18 protein-coding genes are annotated in these 17247 nt (G+C 54.5%); 13 read left to right on the top strand and 5 right to left on the bottom strand.

Annotated elements, in window-relative coordinates; all coding sequences use genetic code 11:
* Nucleotides 1-6 precede the first annotated feature (6 nt).
* From F8I07_RS04560 to F8I07_RS04570, 3 genes are all read left to right on the top strand, one after another.
* Nucleotides 7-156, top strand: coding sequence for a hypothetical protein (locus F8I07_RS04560; RefSeq protein ID WP_292656313.1), 150 nt, complete (start codon nt 7-9; stop codon nt 154-156).
* Nucleotides 157-171: 15 nt separating this feature from the next.
* Complete coding sequence (locus tag F8I07_RS04565) at nt 172-399, top strand: hypothetical protein (RefSeq protein WP_292656316.1); 228 nt, start codon at nt 172-174, stop codon at nt 397-399.
* A 132-nt stretch (nt 400-531) separates the two neighbouring features.
* Nucleotides 532-1053, top strand: coding sequence for a hypothetical protein (locus F8I07_RS04570; protein WP_292656319.1), 522 nt, complete (start codon nt 532-534; stop codon nt 1051-1053).
* A 23-nt stretch (nt 1054-1076) separates the two neighbouring features.
* Here F8I07_RS04570 and F8I07_RS04575 read toward each other — a convergent pair whose 3' ends face one another.
* The 5 genes from F8I07_RS04575 to purU all read right to left on the bottom strand — a co-directional run bounded on the left by F8I07_RS04575 (nt 1077) and on the right by purU (nt 4080).
* On the bottom strand, nt 1077-1967 hold the full coding sequence (locus F8I07_RS04575; protein ID WP_292656321.1) for a S1-like domain-containing RNA-binding protein: 891 nt from the start codon (nt 1965-1967) through the stop codon (nt 1077-1079).
* The gene (locus tag F8I07_RS04580) at nt 1954-2145 is read right to left on the bottom strand and encodes a hypothetical protein (protein WP_292656323.1); all 192 of its coding nucleotides are present in this window, start codon (nt 2143-2145) and stop codon (nt 1954-1956) included. The genes F8I07_RS04575 and F8I07_RS04580 overlap by 14 nt, the downstream gene beginning before the upstream one ends.
* A gap of 47 nt (nt 2146-2192) precedes the next feature.
* Complete coding sequence (locus F8I07_RS04585) at nt 2193-2666, bottom strand: tRNA (cytidine(34)-2'-O)-methyltransferase (protein WP_292656326.1); 474 nt, start codon at nt 2664-2666, stop codon at nt 2193-2195.
* Nucleotides 2667-2999: 333 nt separating this feature from the next.
* Nucleotides 3000-3209, bottom strand: a complete 210-nt coding sequence (locus tag F8I07_RS04590) for a DUF433 domain-containing protein (protein WP_292656329.1) — start codon at nt 3207-3209, stop codon at nt 3000-3002.
* A gap of 34 nt (nt 3210-3243) precedes the next feature.
* On the bottom strand, nt 3244-4080 hold the full coding sequence (purU, locus tag F8I07_RS04595) for a formyltetrahydrofolate deformylase (RefSeq protein WP_292656331.1): 837 nt from the start codon (nt 4078-4080) through the stop codon (nt 3244-3246).
* A gap of 99 nt (nt 4081-4179) precedes the next feature.
* Here purU and F8I07_RS04600 point away from each other — a divergent pair, with 99 nt between their 5' ends.
* The 10 genes from F8I07_RS04600 to F8I07_RS04645 all read left to right on the top strand — a co-directional run bounded on the left by F8I07_RS04600 (nt 4180) and on the right by F8I07_RS04645 (nt 16901).
* Nucleotides 4180-4953: an MnmC family methyltransferase gene (locus tag F8I07_RS04600; protein ID WP_292656334.1), complete on the top strand. Its 774-nt coding sequence runs from the start codon at nt 4180-4182 to the stop codon at nt 4951-4953.
* Nucleotides 4954-5265: 312 nt separating this feature from the next.
* Nucleotides 5266-8205 carry a DNA mismatch repair protein gene (locus F8I07_RS04605; RefSeq protein WP_292656337.1) on the top strand — a complete coding sequence of 980 codons (2940 nt, stop codon included), beginning with the start codon at nt 5266-5268 and terminating at the stop codon, nt 8203-8205.
* Between the two features lie 288 nt (nt 8206-8493).
* Entirely contained in the window at nt 8494-9408 is a 915-nt protein-coding gene (locus tag F8I07_RS04610) for a branched-chain amino acid transaminase (protein ID WP_292656339.1), read from the top strand.
* Between the two features lie 164 nt (nt 9409-9572).
* Nucleotides 9573-10691 (top strand): SPFH domain-containing protein, encoded by a 1119-nt coding sequence (locus tag F8I07_RS04615; RefSeq protein ID WP_292656342.1) that lies wholly within the window; start codon nt 9573-9575, stop codon nt 10689-10691.
* 113 nt (nt 10692-10804) lie between these two features.
* Nucleotides 10805-11467: a bifunctional phosphoribosyl-AMP cyclohydrolase/phosphoribosyl-ATP diphosphatase HisIE gene (gene hisIE / locus F8I07_RS04620; RefSeq protein WP_292656346.1), complete on the top strand. Its 663-nt coding sequence runs from the start codon at nt 10805-10807 to the stop codon at nt 11465-11467.
* A 276-nt stretch (nt 11468-11743) separates the two neighbouring features.
* Nucleotides 11744-13030, top strand: a complete 1287-nt coding sequence (locus F8I07_RS04625) for a putative glycoside hydrolase (protein WP_292656348.1) — start codon at nt 11744-11746, stop codon at nt 13028-13030.
* A gap of 3 nt (nt 13031-13033) precedes the next feature.
* A complete protein-coding gene (locus F8I07_RS04630; protein WP_292656350.1) occupies nt 13034-14254 on the top strand; it encodes an MFS transporter in 1221 nt (406 codons plus the stop codon).
* Between the two features lie 341 nt (nt 14255-14595).
* On the top strand, nt 14596-15180 hold the full coding sequence (locus tag F8I07_RS04635) for a cytochrome b/b6 domain-containing protein (protein WP_292656354.1): 585 nt from the start codon (nt 14596-14598) through the stop codon (nt 15178-15180).
* Between the two features lie 86 nt (nt 15181-15266).
* The gene (locus F8I07_RS04640; protein WP_292656358.1) at nt 15267-15890 is read left to right on the top strand and encodes an Hsp20/alpha crystallin family protein; all 624 of its coding nucleotides are present in this window, start codon (nt 15267-15269) and stop codon (nt 15888-15890) included.
* Nucleotides 15891-16049: 159 nt separating this feature from the next.
* A complete protein-coding gene (locus F8I07_RS04645) occupies nt 16050-16901 on the top strand; it encodes a L,D-transpeptidase (RefSeq protein ID WP_292656360.1) in 852 nt (283 codons plus the stop codon).
* The last annotated feature ends 346 nt before the right edge of the window (nt 16902-17247 follow it).

A 17247-nucleotide genomic window follows, 5' to 3' on the forward strand; every position in this document is an offset into this window, starting at 1 on the left:
GAACGGATGAAACGATTTGTTTTCGTTCTTATGGGGCTCCTCTTCCTCGTCGGATTTGCCACAGCTACCGGATGGCTGCACGACTACGAGGAGGGATTGGAGAAGGCCCAGAAAGAGCACAAGCTCGTTTTGATGATGTATGTCAAAAAGACCTGACCGGTCTGCAATCGTATGGAACAGGCTGTTCTACCACAAAAAGATGTTGCAGATCTGCTGGCGAAGCATTTCGTCACGGTCATTCTGGATATCGACGATCACATGCTGCCCGAAGGCTTCGGCTATTTCGCCGTTCCGACCTTCTACGTCATCGACTCCAAGGGAAAGAAACTCGACCGGGCCGTTGGCGGTGCCGATGCCGAAACTTTTCTGGGATTTCTTCGAAAGTTCATCAAGGAGTAGACAGATCGTCTCCTCCGATTTTTCCGCAAATTCACTACACCTTTTTCATCCTCTTTTATACCAATCTTTCAGCTTATGATAAGGACTCCGGTTTTTATGATGAAATTGAAATCAATTCCAAAGGAGTCAACCATGGCAAAAGATAAATTTGTTGCAGCGCTGTTCGAAAATACGGAATCAGAAAAAGTCAAGCAATGTGCCGAAGCACTACTCAAACAGGGCATCGACAAAAACGATATCGCCGTCATCAGCCGCGTCGAAGATGAGGAGAAGATCGAGGATATCGAAACCAGAAAAGCCGATCGCAAAGCCCTCTCCTGGTCGGAGTGGGGAGCACTTTCCGGCGGTTTGCTGGGGCTGTTGATCGGCGGTGTGATTTTCACCGCGCCTGTCACCGGACCCGTCGCTGCAGTCGGAGCCTCCTTTGCCGGGGCCATCAACGGCCTACTGGGGGGCGCTGTCGTCGGCGGTGCACTCTTCGGGGTGGGTGACGGACTGATCGAATGGGGCGTTGCCGCCGAAGAGGCGAAACGCCTGGAGAAAGCGGTCGAAGAGGGCCGGCTCCTCCTTATCGTCAAAACTGACGAGACGAAACTCGACGAAATTGAAAAAGTGCTCAGAGAAAACGGGGCTGAGAACGTCGAAAAACTCTGAGCTTTCTTCCTGCCGGAGTCAGACTATAGCGATGCATCCGTTTTGAGTAGACGGATTCCTTTATCCGTCAACTCAATACTTTTTGCTTCCAGCAAAGCAGTAATCGCTTCCTTGAAAACTTTGCGGCTCAGGGCAAAACGCTCCCGGATCTCTTCCGGGCGGCTTTTATAGGTCACCGGCAAGAATCCGCCGGCCTCTTCGAGGACCCGCAGGACCTTTTGCGCCGCTTCCCGGCGTTTGGCTTCCCGTCCCGGAGGGCGCAGGCTCAGATCGAGCTTGTGATCGGGACGGACTTTGCGGATATATCCCCGACGGCGATCTCCCACCTCCAACGTCTCGAACGTGTCGCCTAAAAAGAGCATCCCCTCGTATTTTCCCTCGACAATGGCCTTGTATCCCAGAGGCGTTTCGGCCAGGATCGTCAGCTCCACCTCCTGACCGGGCTTGAGACCTTTCATCTCCCGGACGAAATATTTCCCCAGTTTCTGCGTCGCGTAGAGCCGCCCCGTCTGCTCGTCCCGACAAACCCGCAGCAGCTTCTTCTCCCCGATACGGAAATACTCTTTCTGCTGGGAGAGCGGGACGAAGAGATCCTTGGGCAGCCCCCAGTCGACAAAGGCTCCGTAGGGGCGATAATCCACCACGGTAAAGAGCCCGTACTCATCCAGCATCGCCCTGGGTCGCTGCGTCGTGGCCACCGGCCGATCCTCCGAATCATGATAGAGAAAGACCTCGACCGTTTCCCCTACTTCCATCTCCGGGGTAACGTAAGCGTTGGGCAGCAGCACTTCCCCGCCGTCGGCGGCACGAAGGAAGAGCCCGAATTCACTGCGTTTGTAGATCTCCAGCCTGTTGATCCGCCCGATCTCCAAAGTTTGGGAAAGTTCTTCCCCGGCTGCTTCACTTTCCCTCATTCTCTTCTTTTCCACTCAACTTCTCACTTCTATTTTCTATTTTCTCATTGGGATCGACAAGATCCTTTCTCCGCCCCTCTTCATCGAATTTGCGCTGAAAATTCCCCCGAACGATAGCAAAAGTTATCCACGCGAAAACAATCATCGCCACGATATACAGAATGTCACCCAACTTCATAAACACTCCTTAAACATAAAAAAACACAATCCAAAATCCAAAATCCATCATCCAAAATCCAAAATCCTCAATCCGCCGCACTGCCGCACCCCCTCATAGGCTACGATCCCCACGGCTACGGAGAGGTTCAGGCTCCGCCCTTTCGGGCCCATGGGAATCGTCACGCACTGTTCGGGGTGATCGTGAATCAGCGTTTCGGGAAGCCCTGTGGTCTCCGCACCGAAAAGCAGCCAGTCTCCGGGCCGATACTCCGCTTCCCAGTAGGGTCGCGTCGTTTTGGTCGTCGCCAGATGGAAACGCCCGTCGATCGGATGGGCCTGAAAAAACGCCTCCAGCGACTCCCAGACCGTCAGATCCAGCTCTTTCCAGTAGTCCAGCCCGGCTCTGCGCACCGCCTTTTCGCCGATGTCGAACCCCAGGGGCTTCACCAGATGCAGCCGTGCCCCCAGATTGACGCAGAGGCGTCCGATGTTGCCGGTATTAGGGGGAATCTGGGGGTGGACAAGGACGATATTGAACATATCAAACCGGAATATGAATAATCTTCCCCGCCTCACAATACGTTATCGCATCAAGAATCATCTTTTTGAGTGGGAGAAGATCACTAAATCTATTTGAGGAAGAACGTAACACTATTGTGCCGAACGATTGCCGGCTTAAAGCCTGTTGATATTCCATATTGCCGTCGATTGTGATAAAACAATCGATTCCTCGTTTGCTCAATTCTTCCAAAAGATCATGATCACTATAACCGGCTAGTCCAAGTTGGGGAACGGTATAAGCTTCATAATTTTCAGGAAAAACCGTCCGAAGTTTTTTGGGTAGACATTCGTCGATAATAATGCGCTTCATCGTCAGGCGGCGGATTCACTCTCGACGATCGTTTCCGCTTTTTGGAGGACTTCACGCACCTGCTCAAAACTGACGGTGGGAAAATCTTCCAGAAAATCTTTGACACTCTCTCCGGCTTTGAGGTAATCAAAAAGATTGCGCACCGGAACCCGTGTCCCTTTGAAAACCATCACGCCACCCATCTTTTTTTCATTGACTTCAACGGTATTCATTCGGCACTCCTTTGTCAATGATTATAACTTATTCTCAAAAGACGATGGTCTTATTGCCGTGAATGAAGACCCGGTCGTTGAGGACCAGATTCAGCGCCCGTGAGAGGACTACCTTTTCCACGTCCCGGCCGGCGCGCTGCATGTCCCGCCAGTCGAATCGGTGGTTGACCGGGATTACATCCTGGGCGATGATGGGCCCCTCGTCCAGATCGTCGGTGACGAAATGGGCGGTGGCACCGATAATCTTGACCCCCCGCTCATAGGCCTGTTTGTAGGGATTGGCCCCGATGAAGGCGGGGAGGAAGGAGTGGTGGATATTGAGGATTTTTCCCGGATAGCGCTCGACAAATTCGGGGGTGAGAATCCTCATGTATTTGGCCAGGACGATTACATCCAGATCATACTTTTCCAGCTCCTCCGCTACTTTCGCTTCGTGCTCTTCTCGGCTCAGCCCATCCGCGGGAATATAAACGAAAGGAATATCAAAGCGCTCCACCAATCCCTGCAATACATCTCGGTTGGCGATCACCGCCTCGATATCCGCCTCCAGCTCCCCGTCGGCATGACGGATCAGGATATCCCCCAGGGCGTGGGACTCTTTGGTGGCCATGAGGACGATCTTTTTCCGCCGGGGGGTGATGACCCGGACATTGGCCCCCTGGGGGACGATCTCGGCCAGATCCTCTTGTAGGCGCCGTTCATCAAAACTACCGGTCACCACCGTCCGCATAAAGAACTTGCCCGCTTCTTTGTCCACAAACTCCCGGTTGCTGTCGATGTTGAGCCCATAGTCGTAGAAGACTTTGGAGATCCGATAGACCAGTCCCCGTTCGTCATTGCAGTCGATGAGCACTCGCGCCCGTTCCGCCATGGCCGATCCTTGAAGAATTTTATTCGCGATTATATCGAAGATAAGTGAAGAGCGTTCTAAGCGGCCGGCACGCTATAATTTCTCAAAAAAGTAAAACCCATGTCTCTTTACGATCCCGAAAAACGCAGCCGAAAAGAAAAAGTTCCCACCGAAGACGGCAGTCTCACCCTCTATTCCGCCGAATTTGACGAGTGTTACCACTCCACCCGAGACGGAGCCCTCAGAGAATCCCTGCACAAACATATCCTCCCCGCCTTCGGCCTGGCGGAGCCCCACAAAAAGGAGCTGGTGATCCTGGATGTCTGCTTCGGGCTGGGCTACAACACCCTGGCAACCCTCCATTATCTACAGAAAGACCCTATCGATGCCAAAGTAAAGATCTACTCCCCGGAATTCGATCGGGAGCTGGTGGCTTCGCTGAAAGATTTCGATTATCCCGAAGCCTTCGCCCCTTTTGCCGGAATCATCCGACAGCTGGCTGAGCAAGGATCCTACCGCGACGAAAAAGTGGAGATCACGATCCTCTTCGGCGATGCGAGAGAAATGATCCCCCGGATTCCCGACCAACTCGACATTGTCTATCAGGACCCCTTCAGTCCGAAGAAAAACCCCCTCCTCTGGACCCGAGAATACTTCGCCGACATTCGCGCCAAAGCCTCGGAGGATCTGATCCTCACCACCTACTCCAGCGCCACGCCGGTGCGGATGGGACTCTACGAAAACGGCTTTTTGCTCTACGAAACCCCGGGCGACGAAGTCCGCACCGGCACGATCGCTTCTCTCAAGCCCCTCGATCTGAAGCCCGTCGATATGGAGCTCAAAAAACAACGCAACCCCCAGGCGGCTTCCCTGCGGGATGGTATGTTCCACTAACGTCCCCGACATCCTCACTATGGTAAAATCTCCCTCACAATGAAGTGAAAGAGTTTGGAATCGACTCATCTGAATCACATTCGTCATTCCGGACTAGATACGGAATTAGGGCTTGAAATACTGTTGATAGCCTGGATCCTGAGTCAAGCTCAGGATGACGGAAGGCTTCGTCATTCCGGACTTGATCCGGAATCCAGGGATCGGAATGTCTTTTTTTACCCTGGATCCTGAATCAAGTTCAGGATGACGCAGACAGATGGGGTCTGAGCTTTCAACAAAACACAGACTGGGTCGGACAAAGGAAAAATCGGAGTGGATCGGGCGACGGAGATTCTCAACCAAAAGGGCAAACTGCTCACCGAAATCTATTTCGAGCTTCAACGCTACTACGAAGAGCGCTACGGCCCCGACGCCCTGGTCTTCATCGAAGTGGGCAACTTCTTCGAAGTCTACGAGGTCAACAACGAAGAGCTCAAGATAGGCAAAGCCAAAGAGATCGCCGAATTCCTCAATATCCAGCTGACACGCAAAAACAAAACCATCCTGGAAAACTCCGTCACCAACCCCCTGATGGCCGGGGTCCCCACTATCAGCCTGGAGCGCTACCTCTCCCGACTGGTCCAGAGCCGCAAATACACCGTCATTTTGGTGCGTCAAAAGGGCACGCCCCCCAAGGTCAAACGCTACATCGGCAATATCATCTCTCCCGGTACCAATTTCGACTACCAGAACGACGCCAAAGAAAACAACATCGTCTCCATCCTCGTGGATGAAAACCGGGGAATCTATTCGGTAGGCTATGCCGCCATCGACGTCACCACCGGCAAGACCCTGGTCAACGAGATCCACTCCACCCGGGACGACCGGACCTTCGCTCTGGATGAGCTCTTTAACCTGTTGCAGAGCTACCACAGCTCCGAAGTGATCCTCACCCTGGCCAACAGCGAGATCGATCCCGAGTGGCTCCTGGGCTATCTGGAGATCAAAAACCTCCCCCACAGCTTCAACGACTCCCACCCCCGCATCGCTTATCAAAATGAACTCTTCGCCCGGGTCTTCGAGATCCGCTCCTTGCTAAGCCCCATCGAATATCTGGATCTGGAGCGCTATCCCCTCACCACCGAGGCCCTGGCAATCCTCATCGACTTTATCATCGAACACGACGAGAGCCTTATCGAAAAGATGAACCGCCCCCAGTTTCTGGGCAACAACCGCTACCTCTATCTGGGCAACAACGCCCTGGAACAGCTGGGGGTCATCAGCCGGGATCCTTCCGAGGTGACGCTGCTGGAGCTTATCGACCGTAGTTCCACGGCCTTTGGCAAGCGACTGCTCAAGGAACGGCTCCTCAACCCCATCTGCGATCCCGAGATCCTCAACGCCCGCTACGACCTGAGCGAGCGGGTCGCCCCCCGCAGCGAACAGTTCGCCACCCGTCTCAAGCAGATCTACGACCTGGAGCGTCTGGCACGACGCATCAAACTGCGCCGCCTCCACCCGGTAGAGCTCACCTATATCGCCATGTCCATGGAGGGGATCGAGGGGCTTTTCGACCTCTGCCGGGAGTCGGGGATCGAGTCGGACACGGCTTTGGAGAGCGAGAGCCGGGAGTTCTCCCGCTATCTGGAGCAGAGCTTCGATCTGGAATGCTGCGCCCGTTTCCGCCTGGATCAGATCGACGACAATATTTTCCATGAAGGGGTCCACCCCGCCATCGACGAGCTGGTGGAGCAGCAGCGCCGGGAACTGGAGAAGATCGAAGCCGTCGCCCGACACATCGAAGCACTCTTCGACCGGGACCGGCTCCTCTCCACCGCCAACGGCTCGGTAGTGCAGACGGGCTACCTGGAGAGCGAAGGTTACCACCTGGTGCTCACCAAATCCCGTTTCAACCAGATCGAAAAAGAGCTCAAAGAGAGTTACGTCACCCTGGAAGGGGAGCATATCTTCCTGCGGGATTTTCGCTTCAAGATCCTCAAGAGCGTCGTCAAGATCCACGCCCCCGTCTTCGAGGAGATCACCAAGCGCGTCGAATCGGCCCGGGTCAAACTCGTTGCTCTGGTCAAAGAGCGCTATCAGCTCAGCCTCGAAGAGATCGAACGGCGACACTCGCTGCTGCTGGAGCGCCTGGTCGCCTTCATCGCCGATATCGACGTGGCCGTCAGCAACGCCCGCTGCACCCGCTGGATGCACTTGAGTCGCCCCATCCTCGAAGAGGGGAACTTTTTTGAAGCCGTCGCCCTACGCCACCCCATCATCGAAGCCAATGAAAAGCACGGCATCTACATCCCCAACGACGTCTACCTGGGAGAACCCAACGGCACGGCCCACGATCACATCATGCTGGATGCAAGTGGGGGCGAAGAAGTCCGGGGGGTCCTGCTCTACGGGATCAACTCCAGCGGCAAATCCTCCCTGATGAAGAGTGTGGGCCTGGCGGTCATCCTGGCCCAGGCGGGCTTTTTCGTCCCGGCGGTGGAACTGCGGATGGGAGTCTTCCGCAAACTCTTCACCCGGATCGTCAGCCGGGACAACCTCTACAAAGGACTCAGCACCTTCAGCGTGGAGATGCTGGAGCTCAAAAACATCTTCAACCGGGCCGACGAGCGATCCATCGTCCTGGGCGACGAGATCAGCCAGGGGACCGAAACCCTCTCGGCCCTGGCGATTGTGAGCAGCGCGATCCTGCGCCTGGAGGAGCTGGGGGCCCGCTTTATCTTCGCCAGCCACCTGCACCAGCTGGCCGAGGTGGAGGCGGTGCGCAAGCTCAAGCGGCTGATTTTCCTGCATCTCGGAGTCCGCTACGACGCCGCGACAGACCGGCTCATCTACGACCGCAAGCTCAAAATCGGCCTGGGGGATTCCCTCTACGGTCTGGAATTCGCCCGGAGTCTGCATATGGATGAGACCTTCCTCCGCCGAGCCGCCGAGATCCGCGAGGAGCTGGTCTCTGGCGGCAGCGAACTCAAGCAGCTCAAAAAGAAAAAACGCAGCAAATACCACAAAGAACTCTACGTCGCCCAGTGTGCTCTCTGCGACGCCCCCGTGGAGGAGGTCCACCACATCACCCCCCAACACCTGGCCGACGACGCCGGCCATATCAACCACTACCACAAAAACCACCGCTACAACCTCATTCCCCTGTGCAAAAAGCACCACGAAATGGTCCACAAAGGCGAGATCGTCATCAGCGGCTTCGTCATGACCAGCGAGGGATTGCAGCTGCATTATGAAGAAAAAAGCGGGGACTGATATCCCCGGGTCACTGGTCATTGGTTATTGGTCATTGGGGTAGAGGGATTTGAAAATGTCGTGCTATGTGTTACGGCTACGACTTCTCAGCGCATTCCCTCGGTTCCTCATTCCTCACTCCTCATTTCTCATTCATTCTTCCATCCTCCATCCTCCATCCTCCATCCTCCATCCTCAATTCTCAATTCTCAATTCTCAATTCTCAAAACCCCCCTCTCAGCCCCCTTTGGATACACTATCTCCTGATTTTCCGACGGTATGTCGGGAGCTAATTTTTGGAGTGTGACAATGACAGAAGCGAAATATATCTGGATGGATGGCAAATTGGTTTCCTGGCACGAGGCCAAGGTTCATGTCCTGACCCATACCCTGCACTACGGCAACGCCGTCTTCGAGGGGACCCGGGCTTATCAGACCGCCGACGGTCTGGCAATCTTCCGTCTCGAAGATCACTGCCGGCGGCTCTACAACAGCGCCAAGATCGTCGCCATCGAGCCTAACCTCGACTACGAGACCGTCAAACAGGCCCACATCGAACTGCTTCGGGCCAACGAATTTGCCGGCAATGTCTATATCCGGCCCCTGATCTATCTGGGCTACGGCGTCATGGGGCTCTACCACAAACACGCCCCGGTCAATACCATGATCGCCGCCTGGGAGTGGGGCGCCTATCTGGGCGAAGAGGGACTGGAGAACGGGATCAAGGTCTGCACCTCCTCCATCACCCGCAACCCCAACCGCTCCACCTTCGGCAAGGCCAAAGCCGCCGCCAACTACCTCAACAGCCAGATGGCCAAATACGAAGCGATCGAAAACGGCTTCGAAGAGGCGCTGATGCTGGACGAGAACGGTTTCGCCGCCGAAGGGACCGGTGAATGCCTCTTCATCGTCCGGGGCGGCAGACTGATCACCCCGCCCAACGACAACTCCCTGGAGTCCATCACTCAGGCGACGGTCCTGGAGCTGGCCCGGGACATGGGAATCGAGATCGAACGGCGCAACATCACCCGGGACGAAATTTACATCGCCGACGAAGCCTTCTTTACCGGCACTGCCGCCGAACTGACCCCCATCAACTCCCTGGATCACCGCGTCATCGGCAACGGCCGCCGCGGTCCGGTCACCGAGAAGCTGCAAAAAGCCTATTTTGACGTGGTCTACGGACGCAACGAGAAATACAAACACTATCTGACCTTCATTTAAATGAAAGTCAGATAGTGTAGTGAAGAATGAAGAGTGAATAATTAATAATTGCGGTTGTGTTTCTATGAAACACTTATTTTTTTTAACAATAGCGTTGCCTCGCAACGCAAACCTCAACTTTTAACTATTAATTATTAACTATTAACTAAATCCGAAGGATTCCCATGCCCGCCGATCTCAACGACTATTTCAAAAAACGCAAAACGCCGAGCCCCGAACCCGAAAAGGACTCTTCCGGCAACGGAAACGGTGGAAACAACAGCGGACCGGACTATCAGAGTCCTTTTGGCGGCGGTGGCAGCACCAAATACGCCGTCATTTTCGGAATCCTGCTGATCCTGATTCTGGGCTTTTTCACCTTCAAGCCCTTTACCATCATCAACTCCGGAGAGGTGGGGATCAAGGTCATTACCGGTAAGTTCCAGGACAAGCCGCTGCAGCCCGGGCTCCACTTTTTCATTCCCATCTTCGAAAAGATCATTCCCGTCAATACCCGGGTACGGATGATCACCTATTCCAACCAGACCCGACCCAGTGTCAATGATGGATATTCCCGTTACGAGGGGGGGCTCAAGCGCAATCCCGCGATCCGGGTAATGGATTCCAGAGGGCTGGATGTCGATATAGATCTGGCGGTCCAGTATCACCTCCGTCCCGAAACCGCTCCCCGGACCATCGCTACCTGGGGCACGGCCTGGGAGGACAAGATCATCAACACCAAAGTCCGCGAGATCGTCCGGGATGTTATCGGCAAATATGCCGCCGAGAATCTGCCCCAGAAACGGACCGAAATCGCCAAGGAGATCCAGGAGCGGGTCCGTAAAGCTGTCGAGTCAATCCCCGGCAAGCCGGTGGTCCTCGATTCGGTGGAGCTGCGCAACATCGAGCTGCCCCCAAAAATCAAACAGAAGATCGAAGAGCTTCAGGCCGAAAAGCAAAACGTCATGATCGCCGAACAGCAGAAAGATCGGGCAAAACGGGAAGCGGAACGCAAAGCGGAGATCGCACGGGGCGAAGCCCAGAAGAAACGGATCGAAGCCCAGGGCTTCGCTGACAAGATCCGGATCGAAGCCTCTGCCCAGGCCAAGGCCAACAAGCTCATCTCCGAATCCCTGACCCCCGCCCTGCTCCAGCTGGAGCAGATCAAGACCCAGAAGGCCTTCAATGATGCGCTGCGGGTCAACAAAGATGCCAAGATCTTCCTGACCCCCGGCGGTGCCGTCCCCAATATCTGGGTCGACACCAAAGGACGGAAGCAGAAAGCGACATCAACACAACAATAAGTCAGTGCGTAGTACGGAGTGTGTAGTGCGTAGAATTTTCATGCTTTCAATGAATCCCTTTTCTACCCGCTACCCACTACCCACTACCCACTGATGATTTCGGAGAAATCATCATGCAAATCGACTGGAACAAAACCCCCCTCGTCCCCGCCATCGCCCAGGAGGCCGATAGCGGCGAAGTCCTGATGCTGGCCTATATGAACGAAGAGGCCTACCGGCTGACCCTGGAGACGGGCTACGCCCACTACTTCAGCCGCTCCAAACAGCGGATCTGGAAAAAGGGCGAGAGCTCCGGCCATACCCAGAAGGTCCGGGATCTGCTCATCGACTGCGACGCCGATACGATCCTGCTGAAGGTGGAGCAAAAAGGGGTCGCCTGCCATACCGGCCGCCCCAGCTGCTTTTTCACCTCCGTCACCCAGGACAAGGTGATAACGGAAAAAGCGGTGGACACCGACGCGATCTACGGCGTCGTGGACACCCTCTACCATACCATTCTTGAGCGCAAAAGCTCCGGGGGAGAAAAATCCTGGACCCGCAAGCTTCTGGAGAACAAAGCGCTGCTGCTGAGCAAGATCCGGGAAGAGGCCGATGAACTTGCCACCGCCATCGATGAGGAGAGCGACGAACAAGTGATCTACGAAGCCGCCGATCTGCTCTACCATTCCCTCGTCGGCCTGGGCTATCGGGAAATCTCCCCCGACCGGGTCAAACAGGAACTGGCACGGCGTTTCGGGATGAGCGGGATTGAAGAAAAGGAGAGTCGCAAAAAATAGTTTTGCAGCTCTCCTTCGTTATTTGCTATTGGTGTATTGGTTATTGGGAGCGCCTTCGGCGCAGATGTAGATTGGGCTACAGCCCAACCTACACAAACATACGGTTCGAACACACAGGGTATTGCGCCACGCATGGCACACTCGGAAAGACGACAGCACCTCGCGTTTTCTTTTTCTTTGCTTCGTTCTCTTTTTCTTTGTCGCGAAACAAAGAAAAAGAAATGAAGAGGAGACCCGAAAAAGCTCAAAAATTACAAAAGGAACTATATTTATTCTATGATAAATAAAATCATACTACTGACCCTTGCCCTGTTTATCGGTAGCATAAACGCCAACGAGCTCTTCCACCCCTCCCAACTCAAAGATATCTCGGAAGCGTATCAGAAACCCGATGCCTACGGTTCCTTCGGTTTCGGAATGCATTCCGAAATCCGGGCCCTCTACCTCAATCGCCATACCGCCAAACCAAGCACCCCACAATTCAGACACGCTCTCAAAATCATCGAAACGACTCCGATGAACGCCCTGATTATCGATATGAAAAACGTCAAAGGCGACTTGACCTATCGCAGCAATTTTTCCGAAGCCAAACGAACCCGGGCTTCCCGATATGCCACGATACGAAATATCCGTAGCTATGTGAGGAATCTCAAAGCCCGAGGAATCTACCTCATTGCCCGTATCGCCGTCTTCAAAGACAAGCGCCAGGCCCGCACCTATCCCTCCCGGGCGGTCCATACCTACGGCGGGAGGATCTGGCGGGACCGGCACGGTGAAATGTGGGTCGATCCTTTCGACCCGAGAGCGAGGAACTACACGCTGGAGATTGCCGAAGAGGTGGCCCGTCTCGGCTTCGACGAGATCAACTTCGACTATATCCGTTTTCCGGCCCACAAAGGACTGCGCTACGACCGGGCCGATACCCGGGCCAACCGGGTCGCCGCCATTGACAGTTTCCTTCAGGAGGCCAAGAATCGGCTCCATCCTCTCGGCGTCAAAGTCTCCGTGGACATCTTCGGCTATGTCCTCTGGAACCGCACCGACACCCATATCGGCCAGATCCTGGAGCGGATGGCCCCGCATGTGGATTATCTCTGCCCCATGCTCTACCCTTCGGGCTTCCGGCGGGGTAGCGTCACCTTCTCCAACCCGGCGGCCCATCCCTACGACATCGTCCGCATCAGCCTCCGCAAAGGGATCGCCCGCGGTGTGGCTCCTTCCAAATTCCGCCCCTGGCTTCAGGCCTTCCGGGATTACGCCTATAGCCGACACCAGTACCGGGAACGAGACATCGCCGCCCAGATCCGTGCCGCCGAAAAACTGGGAGCCTCGGGGTGGCTGCTCTGGAACCCCTCCAGCCGATTTACCTATGTCAACGAACGGATGTTCGCTCTCATCGGCTACGATAGGGTAGAAGCTCCCCGTGCCGTCCGCTACACCCCCCGGAGCGCCCGTATCAAAAAACGAGCGCACACTGCCTCGAACCATCGAAAAAGAAGCTTCAAGAACAAGACGGCCGCTCCGGCAAAGCCTTCACCGCTTGAGATCCTCCGGAGACGCTGACCCATGTCCTACCGCATCAATAATCTCAAAAACGCCCTCCACGGCTTCTTTCTCTCGGTAGCCACCACCGTCGCCGAACCTTCGACGATCCTCCCCCTGATCGTCCACCACTTCAGCTCCAACCTGATCCTGGTAGGCCTCTTCGCCTCACTGCTGCGGGGCGGGGCCATCGCCGTGCAGCTGGTGGCGGCTTTCTACGCCCAGAGCTATGCACGGGTCATGCCGCTGATGCGTCTGGTCTTTCTCTTTCGTTTCCTCTTCTGGTTTCTCATCGGGGCGGCGATCCACTTCGTCGGCGACCGCAACCCCACCCTCACCCTCTGGCTCATAGGGATCGGACTCTTCGGATTCAGCTTCGTCGCCGGCTTCGGCGGGATCTATTTCAAAGAGATCATTGCCAAGGTCTTCACCCGGGAGCAACGGGGACGCACCATGGCCGACCGACAGCTCTGGTCGTCGGTGGGGGCCATCATCAGCGGCGGGATCGCCGGCTGGGTCCTGCAGCGCTTCGAAGCTCCAGAGAGTTACGCCATGCTCTTCATGCTCAGTGCTTTTCTCATGGCCATCGGTCTGATCGCTTTCGCCACCATCGAGGAGCCCCCCAAAGCCAAAGTCAGCCAACGGGAAGAGAGTTTCCTGCACTTTCTGCGCAACGCCGGAAAGATTCTTAGAGGCGACCAGCGGCTTCAGATCCAGATCGGCGCTTCGCTGCTGGGGTATTCCTTCCTCCTGGCCATGCCCTTCGTCATCCTCCAGGCCAAGCAGACCATCCATCTCAGCGGCTGGCTCGTGGGGAGTTTCATCACGGTTCAGATGATCGGCAGCGTTTTGGGAAATTTCTTTCTCTGGAAACGTTTCAGCGGGCGCTACGTCCGAATGCTCCAGACCGCCTACAGCCTGATGATCGCCGCGTTTGTCCTGGCCTTTTTCGCCGACAACGCCTGGCTCTACGCCCTGATCTTCCTGCTTTTCGGCACCGGGATCGACGGCTTCCGCAACGCCGACATGAACCTGGTCCTGGAGATCGCCCCCGAAGAGAAACGCCCCGTCTATGTGGCGATCCAGTCGACGATCGTCTCCGTGGGACTTTTCTTCTCGATCCCCGGCGGCTTCATCCTGGAGTGGTTCGGTTACCCCGTTCTCTACACTGTCACGCTGACGATGCTGGGACTGGGACTCTATTTCGTCCAACGACTCAAAGAGCATTTGCCCCAGGAACAGTGATTCAGTCGCAGGCACGGCCCTGCGGGCCTCACGTCGCAAGTCACAGGAAGGTTTCCCGTGTTACGTGCTAAGTGTTACGTGTTACGTAAAGTGTTAACGTGACGCATGGCAGGACGAAAGTGACGCCAGTGCTTCGCATTTTCTTTTATTCCTTGATTGGAAATTCTCCAACAAATCTACTATAATTTCCACAACAGTAAAAGGGTCTGAAAAAACCTTCCGTCATTCCGGGCCTCACCAGGAAACCGAAATCTGATATGCCGATCAAACCGTGAATTCTGAATCAAGTTCAGAATGACGGAAAAGCATATCGGTTTGAAAACACTCGATCAAGGAAAAAAATGCAAAAAAAGTTTTCCCCCATTTTCCGCCTCTGGCACTGGCTGACCGTCTTTTCCGTCCTTGGGCTGGCCGGCACCGTCTTTTTGCGCAAGACCTTTCTCGACAAGAGTGCCAACGCCGAAATCATTCGTGCCAAGCTGGAGAGTTTTCATATTGCGATCAATCCCGATCAGGCTGTTGCGGTGGCCAAGGCGATCAGAGCTCCCATGTGGGAGTGGCACTACATCTTGGCCGTCGTTTTGGGCATCGCCATCGCCCTGCGGATCATCGCTATGCTCCGGGGAGAAGCCCAACTGCCTCTGCTGAAGGTTTTGCAGAGTCAAGGTGCGCACGAGAAACTCAAAAACAGCGTTCATCTCCTCATCTGTCTCTCGATCCTGGTTATGGCCCTGACCGGAACCTTCTACTACTTCCACGATGCCCTGGGGATTAGCAAGTCCTCCGCCTCCTGGGCCAAGGAGCTCCACGAAACCCTTTTCTGGCCTTTGATGGTTCTTATTGCCATGCACATCGGCGGGGTTGTCATGCACGAACTCCAGACCAAAGAGTGTATCGTCTCCAAGATGATCCACGGGGATGAATAACGTTTCAATATTAACACTACGTTAAACTTGAGTCTATATCCTTCAAGTTGAAAAAGATCAAATTTTCGACAAGAAAGGAGAATACGATGAAACGCTTCAGTAAGATACTCCCCCTGCTGATCGCCGGAACGGCACTCGGTTTCGCCAGCGCCACCACCACGCCGGCCACAGCCCAGAACATGACGCCGGCCGATCCTTTCGCCCAAATGGATCGGATCTTTCAGATGCAGATGAAACAGATGGAGCAGATGCGCCGCCAGATGGATGCCATGTTCCGAAACTTCGAGCAGAATTTCCAGGCCCCTTCCATCGTCAATACTCCGATCCTGGTCCATTCCTCCGGAGTACTCAGCTCCGGCTTCCAGGACAAAGGAGACCACTACGAGCTGCAGATCAAAGTCGGCGATCTGAAAAACTCCAAGATTAAAATCACCACCGAAAACGGAATGCTTACCGTGGAAGTGACCGAAAACAAAAAAGTGGAGAAGACCAACGGCAACTACGGCAAGATCATCAGCTACGCCAACAGCAGCTCCGTCCAGAGCTTCACTTTGCCTGACGATACCGATACTTCCGGTATCAAAGCGGAACAAAAGGACAATACGATCCTGATCACCATTCCCAAAAAAGCCGGCGCCAAGAGCAAAGCGAAGGTGATTCCTCTCGTCAAACCCCAGGATAAAAACGCCAAAACACCCGCTTCCAAATAAATATCAGGAGAGGATTCCATCCTCTCTGCCCTCCCTCTTTCACTCCTTTTTTACTTTTGATACAATTCTTTAGACTGCCTCTTCCGTCGGGTAGCGACAAAATGGCGCGTATGATCGAAAATAAAACCTGACAAGCAGGCAGAAACAGGAGAATGTGCAATGAAAAAAGGGGGGAGTGCGTCTGTATTGTTTGGGGCTGTTCTGCTCTGCATGATGAGGACAACTGCCTATGGATCCGACGACGGACTGCTCCCTCCCGATCCCATTTTGCAGGAACTTCAAAAGATTGCCAAAGAGGAAGACCACCCACACATTCCGGAGCGTAATGCCTCCAAAACTCCGGCAATCATGCAACAAAAAAGTGTTTCAAAAACGTCAAACGAGCACAATCTTTCCGTAGTATTGAAACCTCGAATCATCTCGGCGGACAAAGCGAAAGATTCACCTCGGAATTCCTCCCCTCTCCAAACCGACCCTCATCCGGTGACCTACGATCCCTCCGTCTATCTCGCACTCAAAACGGTACCGCTTCAACCCGCTGACCGCGTAGACCCCCGACGCTATCTCTCCCTCAAAGAGATCATCGAACCCATGCCGGAAAACTACGCCCGAACCTACCTGAAGATGAAGACCCTCCTCAACCCTACCCGTACCTATGTGATCGTTCATATCGACAAAGCACGACAGCAAATGCGCGTCTATCTGGACAACGACTATATCGGAAGATGGAAAGTCTCAACGGCCAGGCGCGGCTACTGGACCCCCAACGGTATCTTCCGCCCCTACACCCTGGAACGGATGCATTATTCCAAAAAGTATCATCATTCTCCCATGCCCTGGTCGGTCTTTTTCAAAGGAGGCTACGCCATTCACGGCACCCACGCCATCCGCCACCTCGGGCATCCCGCTTCCCACGGCTGCGTCCGTGTCCATCCACGCAACGCTCATACCCTCTATCGACTCATCCGTCGTTACGGTATGCAAAACACTCGGATCATCATCAACGGGTAATCCCATCATTTTTCCAATGACTTCGTCATTCCGGGCTTGACCCGGAATCCAGGGCCCGAAACAGCCAAATAGCGTGGATCCTGAATCGAGTTCAGGATGACGAACGTCCGGTAAGTTGGGTTATTTGCCCAACAAAAACGGCATAGTTCGGTCAATAACTCGACCTATATTATGAAAGAGCTTATAGAGGGGAAAATATAAGAGGGAGCAAGAGGAAATAAAATTGATTAAATGCCGTGAAGCGGGCGAAAAGAGCTTAGAGCTCTTCCGCTTTCTGGACGTCGTAGAGAATGTCGTCCCAGGGGTGGCGGTACATGGGCATCGCCAGGCGCTTCTCGTCCAGGAC

Source organism: Nitratifractor sp. (assembly GCF_015487065.1).
Lineage (GTDB): Bacteria > Campylobacterota > Campylobacteria > Campylobacterales > Sulfurovaceae > Nitratifractor.